Raw genomic sequence first — 21,526 nt, 5'->3', positions numbered from 1 at the left:
ACTAGTCGCGCCGGTTCGGGTCCAGGGTGCAGGGGCGGCGAATGCCCCTTGCCGCTAGTCCAGAACGCGCAGGTCTGGCCGGGATGCATCGACGGAACGATGCCTGTGGCGGAAATGACCTCGATGGTCTACCCGCCACACATCTCCCTTAGCGAAGACGGCGATAAACGGCGTATGAGCTTAGGGAGACCGAGGGGGGTCTGCGGGGGACAGGATGTCCCCTCAGCAAGGTGGGCGCGGTAGTACCGCGCACACCTTGTATTCAACACTAACGCCTGCCACTGGCTATATTTCTCAGTCTATAGGAGGGTGATTAAGACCCGCTTAAACCCTTGCCTACAGCCCTTTATAGAACCGATGCGTACCGTATTATTCTGAAGCGGTCTGCAAATTCGGGCACCGTTATGAGCCACCCGATTGCCCATGATCTTACAGCATGGTCCGGTATGGCCCTTTACGGACCCGGAGTGAGGACAAAAAGAAAGCCCCACCGCGATGCGATGGGGCTCTCGTTTAGTGATGGATTGCGGGTGAACTAGCTCTGCTGCTGATCATCCTCGTCCTTGTTGATCGGGTAGAGGTTGAAACCGCTACCGATGACCTGGGTGCCATGCAGTTTCACATAGAGTGAACCGTCTTCGTTTTCCCAGGCAACGCCGAGGCGCTCGTAGCTGGCATTCTTGCCGTTTCCGATGCGTTGCTTGACGACCATCGTCGGCATTTTCGGCTTGGATTCTTCGGCGGCCTGTTGGTTCTGGTTCATGTTGAGTTGGTTAGTCATTTTAAGTCTCCTTTTCAGTTTGTGGCCGGACCCATTCCAGCCTTACCCGCCGTTTTGCAGGCGGGCGCGAACGGGTCATGGTCAACACGGGAGACCAGCTTGCTGGTCGAATGGAGCGGGCAGACCATTGACGCGCCGTCAGGGCATTTGTGACCGTTTGCTATACGGCTTTATTGGGTATGGGCTGGGATGCGGAACCGGCGACAACGAAAGCGAGGAGACCGGACGCGACCAAACGCTCGAACCGGCACCGCAAACAGGGTGAGCGAGGAAAGCACGAGGAGCATGACGTACAAGTGCGCATAAAAAGATAGAGTGATGCAATCGAAGGAGGCGCTGGCGATGACACAGGAAAGCTTTATTGAGACGTTCGAAAACGAACTGCCACGCGGCTCCCGCTCGGTGCGCCTTCGCTCTCAAACCGCTCCCGAAGCGACATGGGCCTCGACGGCAGAGATCATCAATAGCCGCTCCATGACATACCACCCGGATGAGCCGGGAGCGCATATATTGGTGGGTGCCCTTGGCCCGAAGCTCATCGGCATTGAAGACCCTCGGCACGTTCTCACGGTCGCGGGCTCCCAGACCGGTAAATCGGTCATGCTGACCGCAAATCTGCTGGCAACAAAATCGAGTGTGATCTGTACGGACATCAAAGGTGAGCTTGCAAACCGCACGGCCCGCAGACGGCTAGAGCTTGGCCAAAAAGTCTATGTCCTCGATCCGTTTGAAATCACCTCGGGTGTCGCCGCTGATTGCCGTGCCCGATTCAATCCGCTGGCGTTGCTCGATGCGAAGAGCGATAGCGTCATCGAAGATGCAGGTGCCGTCGCCGAAGCGATTGTGGTTGCGACGGGCGGCGAGAAAGACCCGCATTGGGACGAGTCGGCGCGGAACTTTATCGAAGGCCTGATCCTTCATGTTGTGACCGACTCTGAATTTGCCGACAAGCGAACGCTGGTATCGGTCGATGAACTGATCAAGCAGGCCCTCACCCCGCTTGCGGGGGAGGCCGATGAATTCGGTGAACCGATCATGGCGCTCGATAGAGCGATGATGTCGAACGCCGAACGGCTTCAGGCGGAGGCGGAAGAGGACGTGGTCGCGAGCGCCATTAAGGGCGCTGCACGCGATTTCTATGACAAGGGAACCAATGAGCGCGGAAGCGTGCTGAGCACGGTTCGCCGTCATACGCGGTTTCTTTCATACGCCAAGATCAGGCAAAGCCTCTCTGGTCATGACGTCGATCTGCGCGAGCTGAAAACGGCAACGGCGGGAGCGAGTATCTTTCTTTGTCTGCCTGCTGGGCGGCTCGGTCTATGCCATCGCTGGTTTCGGCTGATCATCAATCAGTTTTTTGGCGAAATGGAAAAGGTGCGAGGCAGGCCCGCAAGCGGTGGTCAAATTCTGGTTGCGCTTGATGAGTTTGCTGCTGCTATCGGCAAGCTGAGTATTATTCAGACCGCAGCCGGGCTTGTTGCTGGCGACCCCTATCACATCAAGCTTTGGACGATCATCCAGGACTTCAATCAATTGAAGGACCTCTATGGCAATCGCTGGGAAACCTTCATGGCGAATGCCGGTATCGTTCAGGCATTCGCGATCAATGACTGGACGACGGCGGAATATCTCTCCCGCCGTCTCGGGCGCACGCCGATCGATACAACACGCACGGAACTGCGCGACGGCAAGCCGGTTCAAATTCAGGGGCAAGCGGCCTATCCGCTTATGACGCCTGACGAGATCATGTTGTATTTCGCGCGGAATGACGGAATGCGACGGCAGATTGTGATCTGGCCGGACATCGCACCGATGGTCTTACAGCGTGTGCGTTACTTCGATCCGGAGAGCGCGGGTTATGATTGGTTTGCAGAAATGTATGATTGAATGGGCCGGGAGCGCGTCAGGCAAAGAATGATTTCATATCGATGCCACGCTCCTGAGCCTGCTTCGCCTGCTTGGAAGCGAGATACCGACCGATCACAGGATCGTCAGCGACCTCGAACGCAAGCGCTGAGGGCAAGCGGCCGTTCTTGTCTTTGATCAGAAAATCAATTCCATCGCATTTTGCGAGCCAATTGATCGCCGGGCGGGCCTTCATAGCGGCAGCAAAATGAAGTGCTGTCGCGCCCGTGCTTGGTTCCTGAATGTTGACGTTCGCACCCTTATCAATCCATGCCTGCATGACGGGGAGCTCGGCCATACGGGCAGCGTTGATAAAGTTCGGATCGGGATCAACCGGGCCTTGGGGTGCCGCACGCGGCCTGCGGACATCGTTCTCCCTATCATCCGTCTGCGCGGATGATTGTTCTACCGTATCGTCGTTTTCATCATCGCCTGCCATCGGCCTTCCTCAGTCGCGCTCGAAGACCGCAAATTGCGGTTTGTCGAGCATCAATAGAGTTGTGTCGGACTCATTATTGAGAATGGCTTTCGCCTCATCGAAGTCTTCGACATAACTCACAGAATTATAGTCCATAACGAGTATCGAGGAAATTTCACTTTCCTCTACCGGTTCGAGCGGATTGCCCGGCCTCGCCCATAAAAGTTGAACCTTCGCGTCATAGAGCTCCGAATAGGCGGCGGGACGCGAATAAATTATCACGCGCCCGCCCGGCTCGAAGAGCGCAAAACCGTCATAGGCCATTTCCTTGACGAGCGCGCGTTTGCGCAGCTGTGGATCGGTCGTTAGACGCTTTGCGCTATCGGTCCGCTTCAAAACGGTTTCGGTATATTTTGCTGCCAGTGCTCGGCCTTGCTGGCTAAGAAAAATGCAGCTGTGCGTTAGAAACTCTCCGGGCGTCATTGCAAGGCCACTCTGCTCAACCTTTGAATAGGCTCCGACATATTTTTCCATATGGGCCAACGCGCGTTCCGCATGTTCGTCATCGTCGAACATGAACTCCATGAAGGCGAGGGAAGCCTTAATGTCGTTGCGGCTATCCGATAAATCAGCCGGATCCATATATCCGGCGGTGACGAGGTAAATAAAAATTGCCTTCAAACGTTCGTCTTTTGGCTGCTGTGAACCGGCGACAAGCCGCCTAAGGGACTCCGCGAGCGCGTCAACGTTCTCATCGTCAACGTAGTCCGGGTCTTGCCCGTCTTCGTCGAGAATGTCGATTGAGATACGGCTCCAACTATGTTTGACGGCATGCTTGTAGTTTGCGAGCCGATCCTTCATGCGCGCGACCTGCCACGGCATAAAACCACCGATTGCCACTTCGGCTGGAATCACAGATTGGCTGCGCGAGGAACTCACGCGGAATTCTCCTTCAAAACTCGTCGATCATGCCTCTTGCAAATAACAGCAAGAGGAACGCGCCAATGTCGTTATTCACGCAAGAAACGCTACAACATGAACAACTTCCTGACCAGATCGCGCAAAACGCCCTTATCCAAGGCTGGTTTGCGAACGACACCGGCGTTCTAACCTGGCTCCGGATAGAGGGCTCAGCCCGGTCCGCCGATGAGGAAGATCGCATGTGGATGCACATTGGCGGGTCTTTCCTTATCAGCTTGATCGCAGGCCTGATCGGGCAAGCCCAGTTAGCCAATGCGGGGATCGATCTCTCGGGCCTCATTTTATTCGCTGCTTTGTTTTTAATCTGGCCCTTTTGGGTCTGGCGCATTGTCCGCAATGCGACGGGTGAACGGGTTTTCTGGATCGATACTCACACGGTGTGGATTGATCGTTTGGGAGCCCGCGAGAGCTATGTGCTCGACCAGGTTGTTGGTGTAACGCTCAGCCCGATCGACCAGCAAAAGCAGGACGATGAGCGCTGGAAGAAGCTCAAGAACCGTAAACCGAATAGCAAGGAACGGCCCAAACTGCGGCAGCCCTATAGCAGAAAGATCGACCTGCAAACCGAGCTCGGCTGCGTCCCCCTTGGGGCGATCTATGGCGTCGAAAAGGCGGAAACGATCGCGGCTGCAATCAATACGGGGCTCAACTACATGAGGGGCCGGAATCCTACAGGGCGGCAAGCGGCTGTCGATGCGCGGTTCCAATATGCCACCAAACAGGCGGGCCGCATCCCGGAATAAGAAAGTGAGAGACAATGGATAAGAAACAGCTCAATCAAATTATCTTGTGCAGCAAGATGGAGCACCGTTCTTTCTTGCGGGAAATTGAATTGGTGGGTGGGAGTGCGATCGTAACGCATGTTGAAGCCCTGCCTTTCCGGTTTCACGATGTTCTGGCCACGCACCCGGTTAAAGACGACGCGGTGAACAAACTTGACCGGGCTCCCATCGTGCCGGAACGGCACAAGGGATGCCCCTTCTGTGGCAATCGCACGACCTATTGGTGCTCATGCGGGACGGTCTCCTGCAAGATTGCAGGGACCGATCGCCATTGGTGTCCTGGATGCAAGGCCGAGCATGCGTCCTCACCGATGAGAACCTCATACGCTTCGGAGTCCGGTTTTGTGCAAGACCGCCTGGCTAAGACCTCATCTGCTCAATTGCATGATGAGGACCGGCAGGCCGCATGGCAGCGTGGCCAATCCGGACTATTCAATTTTATGAAACGGCGTCGGGTCTGATATATTTATCTTTCAGAAGAGAGGTCTTTGATGAGTGAAGAAAAACTGGACAACCTTGTTCGCCTTCGAACAAAAGAACGAGGACCGAGTCGTCTTGTCCAGGAACCGAATATGCGGGACATCCTGAAGACCGTAAAAACGCCGGTCCTTGAATCCGCGCTGGAAACGATCATCGCCAATGCGTTGGCATTGCGTGATGCATATAAGCGCGGTGAACTTATGCATTTCGAGGAAACGGAAGTCGATGAGGCGGTTGAACGGCTAAAAGATGCTGCCAATCGCCTGCCGCGTTTCATCGAACACGAGCGACGGAGCGAGGGCTAACCTGCGCGAGGGATTGAAGCCGGATGGCCGAAACCGTTCGTTTCAGAGCGGGGTCGGTTTACGAAAGCCCGTTCCGGCAAAGCCGGACGCGCCAACCTGTTTTACTTTTTAATCTCACCAACGACTCGCGGGGAGAGATTGGCGTCCGTACCACTTTGTGCAATGGTTGTGGCGCCATTATTTTTGTTGGTGACCAATATGCGATAATCTTCCTCATTATCAGGGTCTGCAACAAATGTGACCAAGGTGTTGGTTTGCCCGTTGTTGGCGATCATTGTGCCTTGTAGCAAAAGCTTTTGCTCGTCAGCTTGGCGTACACCATCAAGCATTTCGTTACGGCCGTTACAAGTAAGGCCTTTTCCCCGTTGTTGTTTTAATCTTACGCAACCCATCAATGCATCATTATCGTTATAGGCGAGACCGGACGTTGTTGAGGCTAGGTCATTATCATAATTGTGATTAATCTCGAGGTCGGTGCCTTTCATGGCGAGGCAGAGTTTGCTTGATTGGCCGATGGCGCCGTCGCCGCGAAACATGTACCAGTGGGAGCCATTTCCTGTGGCGGTAACGATATGTTCTCTTTTTACGGCAGCGTTCTGATCACGGTTAAACAAATCCGCATTCATGTTAGCGACAAAGCCGTGGCCTTCCTTGGCGACAGATTGCATGACGGCGCCTGGTGTGCCGCATTGGCCGAGTTTCAGGGAGGACTGGGCCGCGGCGGGGGCGGACATCATCGTAAAGGCCGCCGCGAGTGTCATGAAGCCGAGCGCAACTGCCGTAAATTTTTGAGAGATTGATTTTACCGTAATCATCTTCTTGCCCTGCTTACTATTCGCGTCCCATTCCTAAAATATCCTGCAAGCCATTCCTTGCGACCAAACGATAAAACCATATCCAATAAATTGAGCACGAGGAAGCCGCGAGGAATGCGAGCGGCCCTCTCACTTAATCTCCTCTCATCAACGGCTCACCAGAGAGCCTGAATTGAGAGGAAAAAATGCAAACCAGCTTTCAGGAATTTTCAAAAAGCGCACGGCTGGTCACCAATCTTGGCCTTGGTGCATTGAGCGCGGTCAGCGGTTATTTCACCTATCTCGGCGTCGCCATAATGTTTGGTTCGCCCGGAGGATTTAGCCTCAATGCTCTGGTCTATGCACTCGGTGTGACGGCACTTGTTTACGTCTATTGGAGTTACGTCCTGTATATCGTGCCGCGCATGGTGACATCGGGAACGAGGGCCTTTGGTCTCTTCGTGATCGTAAGCTGGGGCTTAATCATCATTGCGCTGAGCTCCTGGATGAATGTCATGGCTTTGGCGGGAAACGGCGCTCAAGATGCCCTTTTGCGCGACATGGCGAGCCAGGCCAATGTGGCTCTGAGAGAGGCGTCTGGCCGGACAAGTGATTTGGACGGCATTCGTGATGAACTTGCGATGACGGCGGCGCGCTACGACGCGCTGGCACAAAGCGAGATTCAGCGCGGCGCATTAACAGGTGCGGCTGGTCGCGGTCGTGTTTCCGAGAGCCTTCTCGCAAGCAAGGCTGCCATTGATGGTCTTCTGGCCGAGATAGATGCCAATGCGTTAGAGCGCTCAAAAGCGTTCAAGGCTGGCATCGAGAGTCTAAAATTGTTGGACGCGATCATTGACGATGACCTGGCGCGCTCGCAGCAGAACAGACTCTTCAAAGAAGAAATGGAGAAGCTGGCAAGATCGATCGACGCGCTTTCCGTGAACGGTGATGCCAAAGCCATTACCCGGGTTATGCGGGCATTGTCCGGCCAGACCGGGCTGTTCGCCGGAAGCGGCAATCAGGCTCTGGCCGCAACCCAGGCGGATGTGATTGGCCGTATTTCGTCGGAGCTGGAGGCAACCGGCGAGCGGATCGCAGGAGCAGCCGATCAGATTGCCGGTATCGAGGCGATCAAAGCACCGACGTTCAAACGGCTGGGGATCGAGAGAGCAGTTGTCATATATGCCGCTGATCTGGTGCCCTACTGGGCGGGCGGAATTGGCATGGACATTATGCCGGTTGCTCTAGTGCTCCTGTTGATGCTTCTGTTCGAAACGTCGCGTAGGCAGGACCCGGTTGATCCTGAAATTGCCGACATGCCGTTCGGTGTTGTGCAAAAGCTCTTTTTCGAGCTGGAGCGGATGCGGCAAGTGAGCGATCAGGAAGCCTTGGCACCTTACCGCGAACAAGCCCATAGACCGGCTGCCCCTCAGATAACAGGCGACACACAAATAACGCCTGTCCCTGAGGATCACGACAAGGCCAAGCCGCCCTGGAGTGATGACGACGCGAAAGATTGGAGCCGCTTTACCGGGCAATAATCTGCGTAAAAGAGAAGGCCGGACGGGAAACTGTCCGGCCTTTTGCCGTCAAAACAGACTGAGCTGCTTTCGGCTCTCTTCATGCGCCTTCCACTCGGTACTCTTCGCGGCTCCATCGAGCATCGCGCGCACAAGTGCTTCAGGTCCGCCCCAATCGATCACTGTAGGCTCATGCACAAAGTGAGACCGGTAGCCGGTCTCGGTGATGGGCAGTGGAGCACATTCAGGTTCGATGGTTCTGATCTCGATATGGGACATGGCATAGCCGTAGATTTCTTCGACACTTGGCGACCAGCTCCGGCAATAGGCGATTTCGATCCGGTAGCCGTGCCAGTCGATAATCTGGCGATCATATTTTTCGGATGTATCTATAGCCATTACGCCACCTCCTTTTCGGAGGTGGCGCGCGCGGCGGCTTTTGCGTTGATGTAATCGACGGCACGCTGTGCGTGAGCGGCGGCGGAGAAGATTGCTCGCTTATCGTTCTTTAGAACTTCTAGCCAGCTGCCGATATAGGCGGCGTGATCCTCACGGACCTCGGGAGCAATCTCCAAATCGGCACAAAGGAATGCGGACCCAAGCTCTGCGACAAGCTCTTCGCGGGCATAGCCTTCATCGCCCCAGCTCTTGCGGCCAAAGCTGCGATCAAGGCGGCTTTGGTGACGGGTCCAGTGCGTGATCTCATGGGCGAGGGTTGCGTAATAGCTCTCGGCATCGTGGAAGGTCTCGAAATACGGCATCTGAACGTAGTCAGTGGAAACGCTGTAATAGGCTCGATTCCCGCCGTGACGAATGTCGGCCTTGAGGCCTGTGAAGAATGCTTCGGCGTGATCAATCCGCTCCGGTCCATCCATGCGTGGTTCCGGCTTGGCATAGAAGTGATCCGGCAATCCCTCGATCTGTTCGACATTGAAGACCGTGTATCCCTTCATGAAGGGGATTTGATGCTCGATTTCTTCTCCGGCATCGTTTTCTTCTGTGCGCGATAAGGTGTTCGCATAGACCACGAGCGATCCTTTTTCGCCTTTGCGGACAGCGGCCCCAAGTTCCTTGGCTTGGCGGAAGGTCATCCAGGAGGGTGCCGTGAAGCCTGCGTCCATCGCCGAGGCCCAGAGCATCAGAATGTTGATCCCTGAATAGGGCTGGCCGTTATGGCGCAGGGGGCGGGTAATCCGATCGGCCATGTGATCGGCGCTCCAGGGTTTCATCCAAGGGCGCACGCCCTTTTCCAGTTCAGCCACGATGGTCTCCGTGACGCGGGTGTAGATGTCTTTGCGGTTGTTGGTTTTGCGTTTCATGTTCCGTCTCCTTTCCTAAAAGCGGTTTTCCTCAAGACGCGGAAAACGGGAGACGGGCGAAAAAGGCGTCAGCGATAGCGACGGTCATGCCCAACACGGTCGGACAATCCCCAGGATTTCCGAGTGGTGCGGGCAGCGGCATTGACCGGACGGCGCGCCCGGCTAAGTGTCGCGGCTATGAATTGAGGGAAACCGATTGAATGGAGGCGGCGTGATGTCAGCGCAAAACTTCCGGCAAAACTTCACGCGAAGAATGGATGGAGATGGATGAATTATTGAAAGGGGAGCACGTTGCGGTGGGCAAGAATCAAGAAGCGTGGCATGTTCGGATTTGCCACAAATTTGCCACAAGCCGAAACGGATCAATTCAGAGAATGTCGGATTTCTGCGGGTTAGCGCGGACACCCTTTTTGTGGCAAAAACGGCCCAAACAGGCCGCTTTCTTTCCGATAATATCCGCTAAGTCATTGATTTTATTGTGGCGCACCCGGCAAGAATCGAACTTGCGACACCTGGCTCCGGAAGCCTTTTCAAAACCTTAGAAAACAGCGGGTTAGCGACGACTCGCCACAGATTTGCCACAACGATTTTGGCACTTTTTAGAGCATATCCAACATCCCATGATTCTCTTCGCCTGCCACTTCTGCTCGTTCGATCAGGTGTCCATACACATTCAATGTCGTCTGGATATCGGAGTGCCCCATGAGGGTTTGGAGGCGTTTCAGGTTGCAGCGTTTCTCGATGAGAACAGATGCAAAGAAATGTCGTAGGTCGTATGGCTTGAATTTCGGCTTAATGATTTCGCGACCGGCGATCGTCTCTACATTGACGAGGCTGGCTTCCACACAGGCAGCATAGAAGCCTCTGCGCCGCCAGTTATTTGTGCTCTGCCATTTTCCGGATTTTGTCGGGAATACAAGATCATGCTTTCCTGGATCTGGATGGTTGTCTGAGTAATGGCGGATCATGTCATAGGTATGCTGGCTGAGATCGATGAACCGTCGTCCGGCGCGTGTCTTTGTCACTGATATGCCGCCTCCAAGCTCAAGAGCGCGATCGACCTCAACGCCTTTGTTCCGGATATTGGATCGCGGCACGACGATGTATTCCTGCGGCCTCATGCCGCTATCAGCTGCAAGATAAAGCATTGGGCGATACCGCTCCCATGTTCTCTGCGTCAGAAGATTGCGCGAATTTGCCAGTCGGTCAGCGGCGGATAGCAGGGCACGAACTTCGTCAACGGTTGGTATGACAATAGGCTGGTCGTAACGCGAGGCTCCATTCACGCTAATACCGGCGGCGATATCGTGCTGAAGGTAGCCACGCTTCACCATTTCGAGGACCATTGAGTGAAACGAAGACAACGCCTTCTTTGCTTGATCGCGGCTATAATGCCGAAGCAACCAAGAACGGAACTCGACAACATCAGGTGTCGTGATTTCGTTTAAGGGACGATCCCAGCCATAGGCCTCGATGATCGATCTGCGATATTCGTATATTTTGAGCGTGTACTTAGTGACTGGATCGCGTCCGTCTCGGCCTTCTTTCTCGCAGATATCGAGCCATCTTTGCAGGCCTTCTTCGACGCTGATTTTCTCATTCGAGCTTGTTGACCTGAGAGACTTGAGCGAGCCGCTTTCTATAAATTCGCGAGCTTCTTTAAGCGTTGAAAACGTCTTGAAAGCATAGCCGGATTTCGTGGCTTTGCTTGGATATCTAACTTGGTAGGTTGTTCCCTTTTTACCTGTTCTTTTTCTTATATCGGACATTCACCCATATTATCGTTGGTTTGATTTTCCACTAAGATCATTGAAGATTTTACGCACATTTTTCTGTGCATGAATGTGCAGCTCCATATAAATTTTCTTGAGCGTGCCTTTCTCGATTCGGAGCTTGCCGTCGATTGGATCGACGAAGAATGGAAGCTTCCTGCGCCCTTGCGCATCCATTTCGGCGGCGCGTTTCATCTGCCTTGGACTTAATTCGATGCCCATATCTGCGAGGACTTCGCGGGCTTCTTCAAGGTCGATAAAGTTCAACTGAGACATAGCCACCTCCTACAATCCGAAGTCGGTGGCGGCACTTTTGTAAGGCCCCTTATTCTTCCATCCGTCGATCGGGTCGCCATTTCGGTGGCGCGGCGTTACCGGATCACCAAACTCATCGACGGGCTGATAATAGAGGCTGGCATGGCGGATATTTTTTATGCCGAGTTCGTGAAAACGCTCTCGTTGTTCAAGTAGTGCCTGAAAAAATTCATCTATTGTATAAATGCCTTGAAACTTAACTCTCATCTAATACTCCTGATAATTATATAATACTATAGGTTGTTTTAATAGATAATTAATATTCGGCAAAAAATGGCTTCCAGTAGGGTGTTTTGGACGTTTCAGAGGAAATTCTGAGACTCAGCCAGACCAAGGCAGATCGAGGCGGGGCAACCTTCAGGATGTGCCCAAAACATTACGCCGCCAGTAGGCAGCCCGAGAGTTCAAACGGATCGACTTAACGGTATCAGTCCCAAAGATTAATGAAGTTCTCCGCGACCCACTGCATTGCTTGATGGGCCTCGTCTTCATTACTTTGGCCTTCCGCATTTCTGCCGGATTCATCTGCTGCGTAGGCGATCAGGGCTTCTCCATGTCCCCGCATCACTGAGAGGTAAGCATTGGTTGCCTCATCCTGCGCCTGCTCCGTCTCGAAATGGCCAGATGCGACTGTGGTTGTGTGATCTGCCAGAAACACAAGACGCGGACCTAGCCACTTCGCAAGACTGGCCTTCAAGGTGATCGCGTCCTCACCAACAGGACCAACCCATTTGTAGTTTTCGCTTCCACTCATTTGTATCTCCTATCGGGCCAAACGCGGAATGTCTTGAAATCTGACATCCAAGCGTCGTCTTTTCAAAATGGTATCTCAATATCCAGGTCATGACTGCGATGAGCCGCGTCGTCACCCTTGTGGCACTCGGAATCCCTGCGTTTATATCCTTCTGTTTTATGAAAGCCGTTAATTCCTCTGTTTTGACGATCTGTAATTCCTGACCGGCGTCACCGGTCCGGGCCTCTGCCTTTTCGTTGCTGATGATGGTGAGGGGGGAACGCATGAAAAGGCGATGCCCGCCCCGGATGGTCCGGCAAGGAAAGATCGCCCCTTTAAAACAGGAGGAAAACATGACGACTACATATTCACTGAACGATCTGACAAACCGATCACTGGAACAGCTCTGCGGCCTTTATCGACGCTTCGAGTTCGAATTACTTCAAGCTGCATTTGGCTCTGCGCTGTGGCACAAGCTTATTGATCAGCTAGCCACGATTGCGAAGGCAATCTGCATCCGCCGTACCTGGCCTTACGAATTTACCCGCAGACCTCGCACATTCGGTCCCGGCTTTTAAGCCGAGCGCACCTGCTTCGTCTGACCGCATCCGTCACCCTTACCCTGGTCGGGGTGACGGGGGTGGGCACAAAGAAGCAGACCACCGCCTGCTTTGGTGGCTGTTTTCCAGAACCCCTTTTTAGCGCGAGGAGCCCGCGAGGAATAACTCTGCTTGGTCATGTCAATTTTAAGCCATGAGCAAGCGAGCCACATTCGAAGAGCAGAAAGGTCAGCAGCCTGTGAAGCTGTTGCTGGATTATCCGGCAGCAGCGGACGCGCTCTCAATGACGCGGGGCGCGTTGCGTGATCTGGTCTATAAGGGTCGCGGACCGGTTGTCACAAAAATCGGGAACCGCACCTTCTTCGCTGTTAAAGACCTGGAACGGTTCGTTGACGATCATCGCCAAAGCGCGATCGACTAAAATCCCCTCAGTTTTGATCCCTCCGGCGATCAAGCTTCGCGAGTTCGTCTGCGAGGTGATCTGAGCGCAGATTGGCATAGCGTTTCAGGCTCTTCGGATCGCGATGTCCCGACATGGCCATGACAGCCGTATCCGCCCAGCCTGCTTCAAAGAGCGAAGAAACGCGTTCATGGCGGGTATCGTGGAAGCGAAAATGTTCCAGCCCCGCTCTTTTGCGGGCGCGATTGAACGCCAAGCGGAATGCGTTCGGTGTCATTGGAAAAACCCTCTCTGCGCTACGCGGCAACTCTTCGAGCACCGAAATCGCGCGCGGAGAAAGTGGAACGATGTGATCAATGATTTTATCGGGGTTCCGGCTATTCTTAACCCCGCGAAAGGTCACAGTGCGACCTGTTAAATCAACGTCCTTCCACAACAGGTTTAAGAGGCTTCCACGCCGCCCTCCAGTTTCAAATCCCAACTCGACAAAAGGCCTGAGCAACGCGTTGCGCCCCTGATCACAGGCTTCCAATAGACGCTCAATTTCCTCGCGGCTAAGGCGAACATCCCGTTCATCATTCACTGTAGGGCGGGCCACATCCTCGGTATTCACCGGGTTGATCCGAAGCCCTAATCTGCGTTTGCGATGATCAATCACCCGCTTGAGAAGCGTCAGTTCCCGTTTAACGGTTCCAGGGGCTAATCGTTTGCCACTGCGATTGGTCTCGGAAAGCCGCTTATCGCGGTAAGCTTCAAAATGCTCTGGCGTTAGGTTTGCTGCGGAGTAAGAACAGAGCTCCCGCTCATCCCGGAGAAACCGCTCAAGCCTCAGGCGCTCAGTGTTGCGTGAGCTCTCGCTCGGTCGCTTATCCGTGACTTCACGCAGATAGATTTTGATGAGCTCGCCAAAGGTCGTGCGTTGCGCGGCAGAGCGATCGACGAACTGTCCTGCGTCCATCTCGTTTTCGATCTGGCGTGCCCATTCTTCGGCCAGTTTCTTGGTCCGAAATGTGCCCGAGCGAGACGGCCAACCTTTGCGGCGAATTTTCACCTGCCATTGTCCGTCTCCGCGTTTTGAAATAGCGGCCATGTCCCAACGCTGTCCAACTGTCCCAAATTTGTCCCAAACAGTATAATCGGCCTCTCTCGCTGCGCAAGGAGGTCTATTATCTATCTGTTTTTATTGAGAAAATTTGGCGCACCCGACAGGATTCGAACCTGTGACCTCTGCCTTCGGAGGGCAGCGCTCTATCCAGCTGAGCTACGGGTGCTGAGGGCCTGTTTGCAGGACGGGCGGAACATACCCCCGGATATGGGTCGGGTGCAAGGACTCGATGTGGTGGGGGTAATCAGGGGGTGAACTGGAGATAATCAGTAGGAGGCAGCGGGAGCGAGGTGGTTTCTGAGGGCGTCCGGGGATTTTGCTGTCTGACGGGTACGCAATCGGGATGATCGCCCATTTTGCTTTTATTCGGGGCGGTTTCGGTGATTCTGTGCGCATGTTTGAAACCAGCTCTGTTTTGTTCTCCCTGATGTGCGTCGAGATCGTCATGGCGGTGATCCTTACGGCGTTCTGGCTGTCGGGCACAAAAGCTGACGGTATCCGGGAAATGGCCTTTGCGACGCTGTGCTGGATTACTGCCGGGCTGGTTGTCGGACTGGCGGCGAAGACCCGGAATTTTGGCCTCGCCTATCCCGGGTTCATCCTGTTCGTGGGCGGGGTTCTGCTGGCAGCACGGGCGATGCGGGCCCTGCAGAAGCTGCCGCCGCGCTATGGCTTTGAAGTGCTGGTGATCGCATTCTGTCTCGTCACGAACGGCTATTTTCTGCTGATCGAAAACAAGCTGTCGCATGTTTTTGTCGCGAACTCGCTGGTGAACGGGATTGTTGCGGCGGTTACGGCCTGGCATCTGTTGCGCGAGAAGGCGGCGGCGCTGCGGACCGGTTGCCGGATTCTCGGCTATATGTTTGCGGTTTTCGCTGTCGTCAGTTGCCTGCGTCTGGTGTTTCGGCCTCTGATTGACCCGGGACCGGGGGCTGCTATTCAGGTGGTGCTGGCGGATCAGCTGTTCCTGTTTTTCATGATGTCGCTGGCGATGGGATGGAGCCTCGGCCTGCTCTGGACGTCGTACAATAATGTGCAGTTTCAGCTACGGGCTGCCAATGCGGAGCTGGATCGTTTCGCAGGCACTGTCGCACATGACCTGAAGACACCGCTGAACGCGATCATCGGCTATATCGAAGCCTGCGACCATTTGCCGTCAACGGCTGACCCCGGACAGAAACTGAGATTCCTCTCGGCGGCCCATGAGGCCGCGCTCAGGATGAACGACTTCATCGACGAACTGCTCAGCCATGCGCGGGATGCGGAACTGGGCGCCGGGGCTGAGGTGGTTGAAACCCGGGCCTGCTGGGATGAAGCGCTGAAGGTGCTGCAGCCGGAGTTTGCGGCGATTGGTGCTGAGATTACGGTCGGTGAGTTGCCGCCGGTTGCTGCCAACAGGCTGCAGATCACCCGGATTTTCCAGAACCTGCTTGAGAACGCGCTGAAATACCGGTCAGAAGACCGGCAGCTCTGTGTCAGCATATCCTCTGCAACTCAGGGGGACTGGGTTACATTCCGGGTGACCGATAACGGCGTCGGCCTGAAGGCGGATGACCATGAACTGATTTTCCAGCGGTTCCGGCGCTCTGATGAAGCGAGAGGCCGTGTCGGGTACGGGGTCGGGCTCGCCGAATGCCGGCGAATAGTCGAAATGTTCGGCGGCAGCATCACTGTGGACTCCGTCTACGGACAGGGGGCGACATTCATCATCAGGCTCCCGGTCGTCTCGGATGACTTGCGGGAGCGCGCTGCTGTGTCTGAAGCCCGTCTCAACCTGCCGGAATGACCAGCTTGCCGGGAGAGTGAGGGCCAGGAACGAGACCGGCATTGACGACTGATCCGGCACCCAGCACATGACTTTCCTGATCATCGAAAAAGATGTGTGCCCCGAAGGCTTTCAGGAAGGGAGCCTTTGCATGCCGCCCGACGAAATGGGCTTCGTCAGCCGGTGTCCCCCAGGCCCTCAGCGTATGGATAACCCGCTCATGTGCGGGGGCGTTGCGGGCGGTCACGATGGCGATCCGCACGCGGCTGGTGCCATCCTCGCGCATGAATTTATTACGAAGGACGGCCAGTTTGTGCAGGAATTTCCCGAACGGCCCGCTTTTCATCGGCACCTGCGCGTTACGACGCTCATGCTCAAGGAAGGCCTCCAGTCCCTGATCGGCGTAAATCTTGTCTGATTCCGGACTGAAGACCACGGCATCGCCATCAAAGGCGATCCTGACCTCGTCATCAGACACGTCGCTGAGACGCGCCGGTGCTGCCCCCAGTCTGGCGGCCGCGGTTCCTCCCCCGACGGCGGCGCGGACATCGCTGTCGTCGTTTGAGAGAAACAGGTCAATGCCCCAGGCATCGACATAGGGCGCGACAGCCCGGCCACTGGTGAAACTGCCCCGCCTGACCTGTATGCCGAGCTTCTCGGCAGAGTTCAGGGCACGAAGCGACAGGTTCGGGGAGTTCTTTGACAGCAGAATGACCTCCACATTGTCGCAGCCGGTCCTGTCATTCAGCGCCAGAAGACGCCGGACCACATCAAAGGCTGCCCCCGGTTCCAGCACCACCTGCTCCCGCTCAAGCTGGAGTTCCTCATAGGCAATCCAGCCTTCCGTCTCAAAAATCCTGTTCTCTTCTTCAAGCTGGAACAATGCCCTTGTCGAGACGCCGACCAGCAGCGGCAGCGAGGCGGGAAGCGGAACGGAAGATGAAGACAAGGGGGATCACCGGGAAAGGAACAATGGATCATAATCGGGGGAGGGGGCGGTTCCGTCAATTGCCGGGGAGGACAGCAAGGCACCGTTCCCGCCCGACCGGAGATCACGGTTGCCTGCCGGTCTGAATCCGATTAGGAATAGTTACTTCCAAATCTGAGTGGTGCCGACCCGGTTGGCGCCGTTTTTTTTTTGGAGGCAGCACATGGCCCCGTCGTCATCGCCCGTTTCGCAGGACTCCCTGCCTGGCTTCACGTTATCCGATTCCGTTCGTCAGCTTGCCGTCGATATTCTCTCTGAACTCCGGGAGAAGTTCTTCGACGGGGTTGGTGTGTCCCGTGAAACCTATGGCGAGAGTGAAACGGCGGCTTTCATGCTGCTTGAATCCTATGCCCGGGATGCCGGATTTGAGATTCAGTGGGATGCGGCGCGCAATCTGATCATCCGCCTGCCGGGACAGAATCCCGAACTGCCGGCGGTTGCCACCGGCTCGCATCTCGACAGTGTTCCGGAAGGTGGCAATTACGATGGGGCCGCAGGCGTGGTCGCCGGGCTGGCGGTGCTGATCGCGGTAAAGCAGAGGGGTATTCCCCGGCGATCAATGGAAGTCTATGCCTTGCGGGGCGAGGAAAGCGCCTGGTTTGGCGGACCCTGTTATTTCGGCACGCGGGCGATGTTCGGCCAGCTTACGGAAGATGACTTCCAGACCCTGCATCGTGACGGTACGAAAACGCTTGAAGACTGCATGAGGGCGGCAGGGGCAGATATTGACCGGCTGAAAACCGGCGCACCGCTGCTCGGCACGTCTCATCTGGCGGGCTGGCTGGAACTGCATATCGAACAGGGGCCGATTCTGACGGCGCGGGAAAAGCCGGTTGGGGTCGTCACCGGCATTCGCGGCAATCATCGTCATCGCCGGGTTGTCTGTACGGGACAGGCGGCCCATTCCGGGGCGGTACCCCGGTGGCTGCGTCAGGATGCGGTGCTGGCGATGGCTGATCTCATGGTCCGCATCGACGAACACTGGCGGGTACTGCTGGAATGGGGTGAGGATCTGGTCGTCACGGCCGGGATTGTCGAGACCAATCCCCGGGAACATGCCATATCCCGGGTGCCCGGCGAAGTCTCCTTCGCGCTTGAATATCGCAGCCAGAATCTGAAGACACTGCAATCCTTTGAAGCTTTGATTCAGTCAGAATGTGATCAGGTCGCGAGGAAGCGGGGGGTCCGCTTTGATCTGGGCGCGGCGAAACTGACCCGGCCGGCCACCATGGCACCGGAGATGATCGAACTGCTGGAAGGTGTCTGCAAAAATCAGAAAGTACCCTATGAGGTGATGGCATCCGGTGCCGGCCATGATACGTCGGTCTTCGCCAATGCCGGTATTCCGTCGGGGATGGTTTTTGTCCGCAATGACAAGGGCAGCCATAACCCGGACGAGACGATGGAATTTCCGGACTTCTTTCTGGCAACGGAGGTTCTGGGCGGTGCCATGCTGGCAGTTGCCAATGATCAGTCGGAGGACAGCAAATGAGAACGCAGGAAAACAGGGCGGCGGAGACAGCCCGGATCATTTCCGACAGCCGCTCCCTCTATACCCGCACGGATGGCGAGCCTTTCTTCTTTTCATCGGGCTGGGCCAGTCCGGTTTTTATTGATTGCAAGAAGCTGATCTCGTCACCGGATGACCGCGCCCTGCTGGTCGAGATGGCGGTGGAGGCGATCACCGCGCATATCGATCCGGACTCACTGGATGCGATTGCCGGCTGCGAGCTGACCGGGGTGCCGTTTGCTGCCTTGATTGCCGACCGGCTGCACAAGCCGCTGGTTCTGGTCTGCAAGCAGCGCAAGGGATTTGGGCGGCTGGCGCAGTTCGAAGGCAGTTTCGAGGCCGGTGCGAAAGTGCTGCTGATTGACGATCTGGCCACCGACGGTGCCAGTGAATCCGTCTTTATGTCGGCCCTGCGGAAAGCCGAGGCGGAAATTCTCGGTACCTTTGTGCTGGTCGACTTCAATGTGTTCACCGGCGAGCACAGGATGCTGTCACTGGCGACGCTTGAGGACATCATGGACAGGGCGGAATCCGACGGCTATTTCGGCCGCCGGGAAGCGGACGAAGTGCGGAAATTCATCAGGGATGCCCCGACCTGGTCGCGCAAGCACGGGGGGATCAGCGCCATATAGCTGCCGCTTCCGGACAGCATTGCCACTCACGTAAAGTTTACAGGGCGATCCTCCCGGTTTCTGGCACTCTTCCCGACATATTTTTCAATGGGAAAGGGCAATGTCATGTCACCACAGGATATCGATCCGAAAATCTACTCGCTGTATGATCAGTACTGTCACTCCGCCATGGACCGGCGGGAGTTTCTGAACCGGGCGGCGGCGATGACCGTCGTTGGCGGCTCGGCCCTGGCGATGGCTCAGGCCCTGTTGCCGCGCTATGCCGAAGCGCAGATGATTTCCTTCACTGACCCCCGGATCAAGGCGACCTATGTCGAATATGATTCACCGGGCGGCACCTCGGGCAAGGCCCGGGGCTATCTGGTTCAGCCCTCGGGTGAGGGGCCATTCCCCACCGTGCTGGTCATTCATGAAAACCGGGGCCTCAATCCCTATATCGAAGATGTGGCCCGTCGTGCCGCAGCGGAAGGTTTTCTGGCCTTCGCACCGGACGGTCTGTCACCGATTGGCGGCTATCCCGGCAATGATGATGACGGCAAGGCGATGCAGGCCAGCCTCGACGGTGCGAAACTGTTCACGGATATGATGAATGGCGGAAAGTTCCTGAAATCCCATGCTTTGTCGAACGGCAAGATGGGCGCGACCGGTTTCTGTTATGGTGGCGGCGTGGTCAACGGGCTGGCGGTTTCGCTCGGCGCTGACCTGAATGCCGGTGCGCCGTTCTATGGCCGGGCAGCCAAGACCGAGGATGTGCCGAAAATCGAAGCGGCCCTGCTGGTGCATTATGCGGAAGATGATGCACGGGTAAATGCCATGAAGCCGGATTACGAGGCAGCGCTGAAAGCGGGCGGCAAGGACTTCGAGATGCATGTCTATCCGGGCACCAAGCACGGTTTCCATAACAATTCGACCCCGCGCTATAACGAAGAACAGGCAAAGATCGCCTGGGATCGCACCATCGCGCATTTCAGGAAGCATCTCGCCTGAGTGATTCCTCCGGGGGCGGACTGCCCGTCCCCGGGGGAGCTGTGAGGCAAGATTCAGGTCTTGCCACATTTGCCAGCCTATAAACCCCTCGCCTCATCCTGAACTTGTTTCAGGATCGGTCATTGAGCGCCACAGCCAAGGGTCCTGAAACAAGTTCAGGATGAGGGGGAGTTTCAGGTGTGGGGATTGCTGCCGGAAATCTATACCCGGAACCGTCGTCAGGTCCCGGGTTGTCTCGCCGGCGACGACTTCCCGGGACGACGTGAGGTGAAGGGCGGTGGCGTCAGTTTTTCTGTCCCGCCTCAGTAGACCACGACAGAGCGAATGCTCTCGCCCGCATGCATCAGGTCGAAGCCCTTGTTGATGTCTTCCAGCGGCATGGTGTGGGTGATCAGATCGTCGATGTTGATCTTGCCTTCCATGTACCAGTCGACAATTTTCGGCACATCGGTACGGCCTTTGGCGCCGCCGAAGGCTGTCCCGCGCCAGACCCGGCCGGTGACCAGCTGGAACGGGCGGGTCCTGATTTCCTGACCGGCACCGGCGACGCCGATGATGATGCTTTCGCCCCAGCCCTTGTGGCAGCATTCCAGCGCCTGACGCATGACATCGACATTGCCGATACATTCAAAGGAATAGTCGGCGCCGCCATTGGTGAGGTCGACGAGATAGGGCACCAGATCGCCTTCAACTTCGCTTGGATTGACGAAGTGGGTCATGCCGAAATTCTCGGCAATTTCGCGCCGTGCCGGGTTCAGGTCGACACCGACGATTTTATCGGCGCCAACCATGCGGGCACCCTGAATGACGTTCAGTCCGATACCACCGAGGCCAAAGACAACGACGTTATCGCCGGGCTTCACCTTGGCGGTATTGATGACGGCACCGATGCCCGTGGTGACACCGCAGCCGATATAGCAGATCTTGTCGAAAGGAGCGTCTTCGCGGACCTTGGCGAGCGCGATTTCCGGCAGGACGGTGTGATTGGCGAAGGTAGAGCAGCCCATATAGTGCAGAATTTTCTCGCCATTGATCGAGAAGCGTGAGGTGCCGTCCGGCATCAGGCCCTGGCCCTGGGTGACGCGGATTGCCTGGCAGAGGTTGGTCCGTCCGGAAATGCAGTATTCGCACTGGCGGCATTCCGGCGTGTAGAGCGGGATGACATGATCGCCCTTTTTCAGGGAGGTTACACCGGGGCCGACTTCAACCACCACGCCGGCACCTTCATGTCCTAGAATGGCCGGGAAAGCGCCTTCCGGATCGGCACCGGAACGGGTGAATTCATCGGTGTGGCAAAGCCCGGTGGCCTTGATTTCCACCATGACTTCTCCGGCACGCGGACCTTCCAGCTGCACGGTTTCAATCGAGAGCGGTTCGCCTGCCTTGAAGGCGACGGCTGCGCGTGTGTCCATTGGGTCTCTCCCCTGTTTGGCGTGGTCGATACTGTTTCCCCGAAAACCTACCATCCCGCTTT

General features: G+C 55.9%; 24 protein-coding genes and 1 tRNA gene. 11 read left to right on the top strand and 14 right to left on the bottom strand.

The genetic code is table 11. The features are described 5' to 3' along the window. Positions 1-535: 535 nt before the first annotated feature. Complete coding sequence (locus tag GH722_04895; GenBank protein ID MRG71096.1) at positions 536-721, bottom strand: hypothetical protein; 186 nt, start codon at positions 719-721, stop codon at positions 536-538. Between the two features lie 378 nt (positions 722-1,099). Between GH722_04895 and GH722_04890 the strand changes: the two genes are divergently transcribed. Then, a complete protein-coding gene (locus tag GH722_04890) occupies positions 1,100-2,668 on the top strand; it encodes a TraM recognition domain-containing protein (protein ID MRG71095.1) in 1,569 nt (522 codons plus the stop codon). Positions 2,669-2,684: 16 nt separating this feature from the next. On the opposite strand, the gene GH722_04885 is transcribed toward GH722_04890, so the two are convergent. Together GH722_04885 and GH722_04880 are read right to left on the bottom strand one after the other, a co-directional pair. Beyond that, entirely contained in the window at positions 2,685-3,125 is a 441-nt protein-coding gene (locus GH722_04885; protein MRG71094.1) for a hypothetical protein, read from the bottom strand. A gap of 9 nt (positions 3,126-3,134) precedes the next feature. Continuing rightward, entirely contained in the window at positions 3,135-4,043 is a 909-nt protein-coding gene (locus GH722_04880; GenBank protein MRG71093.1) for a hypothetical protein, read from the bottom strand. Between the two features lie 65 nt (positions 4,044-4,108). On the opposite strand from GH722_04880, the gene GH722_04875 reads away from it, so the two are divergent. From GH722_04875 to GH722_04865, 3 genes are read left to right on the top strand one after another with little or no spacing between them, the layout of a single operon-like run. Continuing rightward, positions 4,109-4,828 carry a hypothetical protein gene (locus GH722_04875; protein MRG71092.1) on the top strand — a complete coding sequence of 240 codons (720 nt, stop codon included), beginning with the start codon at positions 4,109-4,111 and terminating at the stop codon, positions 4,826-4,828. Between the two features lie 14 nt (positions 4,829-4,842). Then, the gene (locus GH722_04870; GenBank protein MRG71091.1) at positions 4,843-5,328 is read left to right on the top strand and encodes a hypothetical protein; all 486 of its coding nucleotides are present in this window, start codon (positions 4,843-4,845) and stop codon (positions 5,326-5,328) included. A 30-nt stretch (positions 5,329-5,358) separates the two neighbouring features. Next, on the top strand, positions 5,359-5,652 hold the full coding sequence (locus tag GH722_04865; protein MRG71090.1) for a hypothetical protein: 294 nt from the start codon (positions 5,359-5,361) through the stop codon (positions 5,650-5,652). Positions 5,653-5,753: 101 nt separating this feature from the next. On the opposite strand, the gene GH722_04860 is transcribed toward GH722_04865, so the two are convergent. After that, the gene (locus GH722_04860; protein ID MRG71089.1) at positions 5,754-6,467 is read right to left on the bottom strand and encodes a hypothetical protein; all 714 of its coding nucleotides are present in this window, start codon (positions 6,465-6,467) and stop codon (positions 5,754-5,756) included. Between the two features lie 185 nt (positions 6,468-6,652). Between GH722_04860 and GH722_04855 the strand changes: the two genes are divergently transcribed. Next, complete coding sequence (locus tag GH722_04855; protein MRG71088.1) at positions 6,653-7,987, top strand: hypothetical protein; 1,335 nt, start codon at positions 6,653-6,655, stop codon at positions 7,985-7,987. 48 nt (positions 7,988-8,035) lie between these two features. On the opposite strand, the gene GH722_04850 is transcribed toward GH722_04855, so the two are convergent. The 6 genes from GH722_04850 to GH722_04825 form a co-directional block, all read right to left on the bottom strand. Next, the gene (locus GH722_04850) at positions 8,036-8,365 is read right to left on the bottom strand and encodes a hypothetical protein (GenBank protein ID MRG71087.1); all 330 of its coding nucleotides are present in this window, start codon (positions 8,363-8,365) and stop codon (positions 8,036-8,038) included. Beyond that, the gene (locus GH722_04845) at positions 8,365-9,285 is read right to left on the bottom strand and encodes a DUF1738 domain-containing protein (protein MRG71086.1); all 921 of its coding nucleotides are present in this window, start codon (positions 9,283-9,285) and stop codon (positions 8,365-8,367) included. The genes GH722_04850 and GH722_04845 overlap by 1 nt, the downstream gene beginning before the upstream one ends. Before the next feature lie 599 nt (positions 9,286-9,884). Next, the gene (locus tag GH722_04840) at positions 9,885-11,054 is read right to left on the bottom strand and encodes a tyrosine-type recombinase/integrase (GenBank protein MRG71085.1); all 1,170 of its coding nucleotides are present in this window, start codon (positions 11,052-11,054) and stop codon (positions 9,885-9,887) included. A gap of 9 nt (positions 11,055-11,063) precedes the next feature. Beyond that, positions 11,064-11,279 carry a hypothetical protein gene (locus GH722_04835; GenBank protein ID MRG71084.1) on the bottom strand — a complete coding sequence of 72 codons (216 nt, stop codon included), beginning with the start codon at positions 11,277-11,279 and terminating at the stop codon, positions 11,064-11,066. 63 nt (positions 11,280-11,342) lie between these two features. Then, on the bottom strand, positions 11,343-11,579 hold the full coding sequence (locus GH722_04830) for a hypothetical protein (GenBank protein MRG71083.1): 237 nt from the start codon (positions 11,577-11,579) through the stop codon (positions 11,343-11,345). A gap of 220 nt (positions 11,580-11,799) precedes the next feature. After that, positions 11,800-12,126 (bottom strand): hypothetical protein, encoded by a 327-nt coding sequence (locus GH722_04825; protein ID MRG71082.1) that lies wholly within the window; start codon positions 12,124-12,126, stop codon positions 11,800-11,802. 332 nt (positions 12,127-12,458) lie between these two features. Here GH722_04825 and GH722_04820 point away from each other — a divergent pair, with 332 nt between their 5' ends. Together GH722_04820 and GH722_04815 are read left to right on the top strand one after the other, a co-directional pair. Next, positions 12,459-12,683 carry a hypothetical protein gene (locus tag GH722_04820; GenBank protein ID MRG71081.1) on the top strand — a complete coding sequence of 75 codons (225 nt, stop codon included), beginning with the start codon at positions 12,459-12,461 and terminating at the stop codon, positions 12,681-12,683. Positions 12,684-12,858: 175 nt separating this feature from the next. Continuing rightward, entirely contained in the window at positions 12,859-13,086 is a 228-nt protein-coding gene (locus GH722_04815) for a hypothetical protein (GenBank protein MRG71080.1), read from the top strand. Between the two features lie 7 nt (positions 13,087-13,093). Here the strand turns inward: GH722_04815 and GH722_04810 are convergent, their stop codons facing one another. Both GH722_04810 and GH722_04805 read right to left on the bottom strand, forming a co-directional pair. Next, complete coding sequence (locus tag GH722_04810) at positions 13,094-14,155, bottom strand: tyrosine-type recombinase/integrase (protein ID MRG71079.1); 1,062 nt, start codon at positions 14,153-14,155, stop codon at positions 13,094-13,096. 104 nt (positions 14,156-14,259) lie between these two features. Continuing rightward, positions 14,260-14,336, bottom strand: a tRNA-Arg gene (locus GH722_04805). Between the two features lie 177 nt (positions 14,337-14,513). Between GH722_04805 and GH722_04800 the strand changes: the two genes are divergently transcribed. Further along, positions 14,514-15,956, top strand: a complete 1,443-nt coding sequence (locus GH722_04800) for a hypothetical protein (GenBank protein ID MRG71078.1) — start codon at positions 14,514-14,516, stop codon at positions 15,954-15,956. Here GH722_04800 and GH722_04795 read toward each other — a convergent pair. Then, positions 15,940-16,884, bottom strand: coding sequence for a 5'-nucleotidase (locus GH722_04795; GenBank protein MRG71077.1), 945 nt, complete (start codon positions 16,882-16,884; stop codon positions 15,940-15,942). The genes GH722_04800 and GH722_04795 overlap by 17 nt on opposite strands. Before the next feature lie 202 nt (positions 16,885-17,086). On the opposite strand from GH722_04795, the gene GH722_04790 reads away from it, so the two are divergent. The 3 genes from GH722_04790 to GH722_04780 all read left to right on the top strand — a co-directional run bounded on the left by GH722_04790 (position 17,087) and on the right by GH722_04780 (position 20,052). Then, positions 17,087-18,415 (top strand): hydantoinase/carbamoylase family amidase, encoded by a 1,329-nt coding sequence (locus GH722_04790; GenBank protein ID MRG71076.1) that lies wholly within the window; start codon positions 17,087-17,089, stop codon positions 18,413-18,415. Beyond that, positions 18,412-19,065, top strand: a complete 654-nt coding sequence (locus GH722_04785; GenBank protein MRG71075.1) for an orotate phosphoribosyltransferase — start codon at positions 18,412-18,414, stop codon at positions 19,063-19,065. The genes GH722_04790 and GH722_04785 overlap by 4 nt, the downstream gene beginning before the upstream one ends. 105 nt (positions 19,066-19,170) lie before the next feature. Further along, positions 19,171-20,052, top strand: a complete 882-nt coding sequence (locus GH722_04780) for a dienelactone hydrolase family protein (GenBank protein ID MRG71074.1) — start codon at positions 19,171-19,173, stop codon at positions 20,050-20,052. A gap of 302 nt (positions 20,053-20,354) precedes the next feature. Here GH722_04780 and GH722_04775 read toward each other — a convergent pair whose 3' ends face one another. Further along, entirely contained in the window at positions 20,355-21,464 is a 1,110-nt protein-coding gene (locus GH722_04775) for an S-(hydroxymethyl)glutathione dehydrogenase/class III alcohol dehydrogenase (GenBank protein MRG71073.1), read from the bottom strand. Positions 21,465-21,526: the final 62 nt, after the last annotated feature.

This window comes from Alphaproteobacteria bacterium HT1-32 (assembly GCA_009649675.1).
Lineage (GTDB): Bacteria > Pseudomonadota > Alphaproteobacteria > Rhodospirillales > HT1-32 > HT1-32.
Note: the sequence above shows the minus strand (reverse complement) of the source record. Positions and strands in the feature narration are given on the sequence as shown.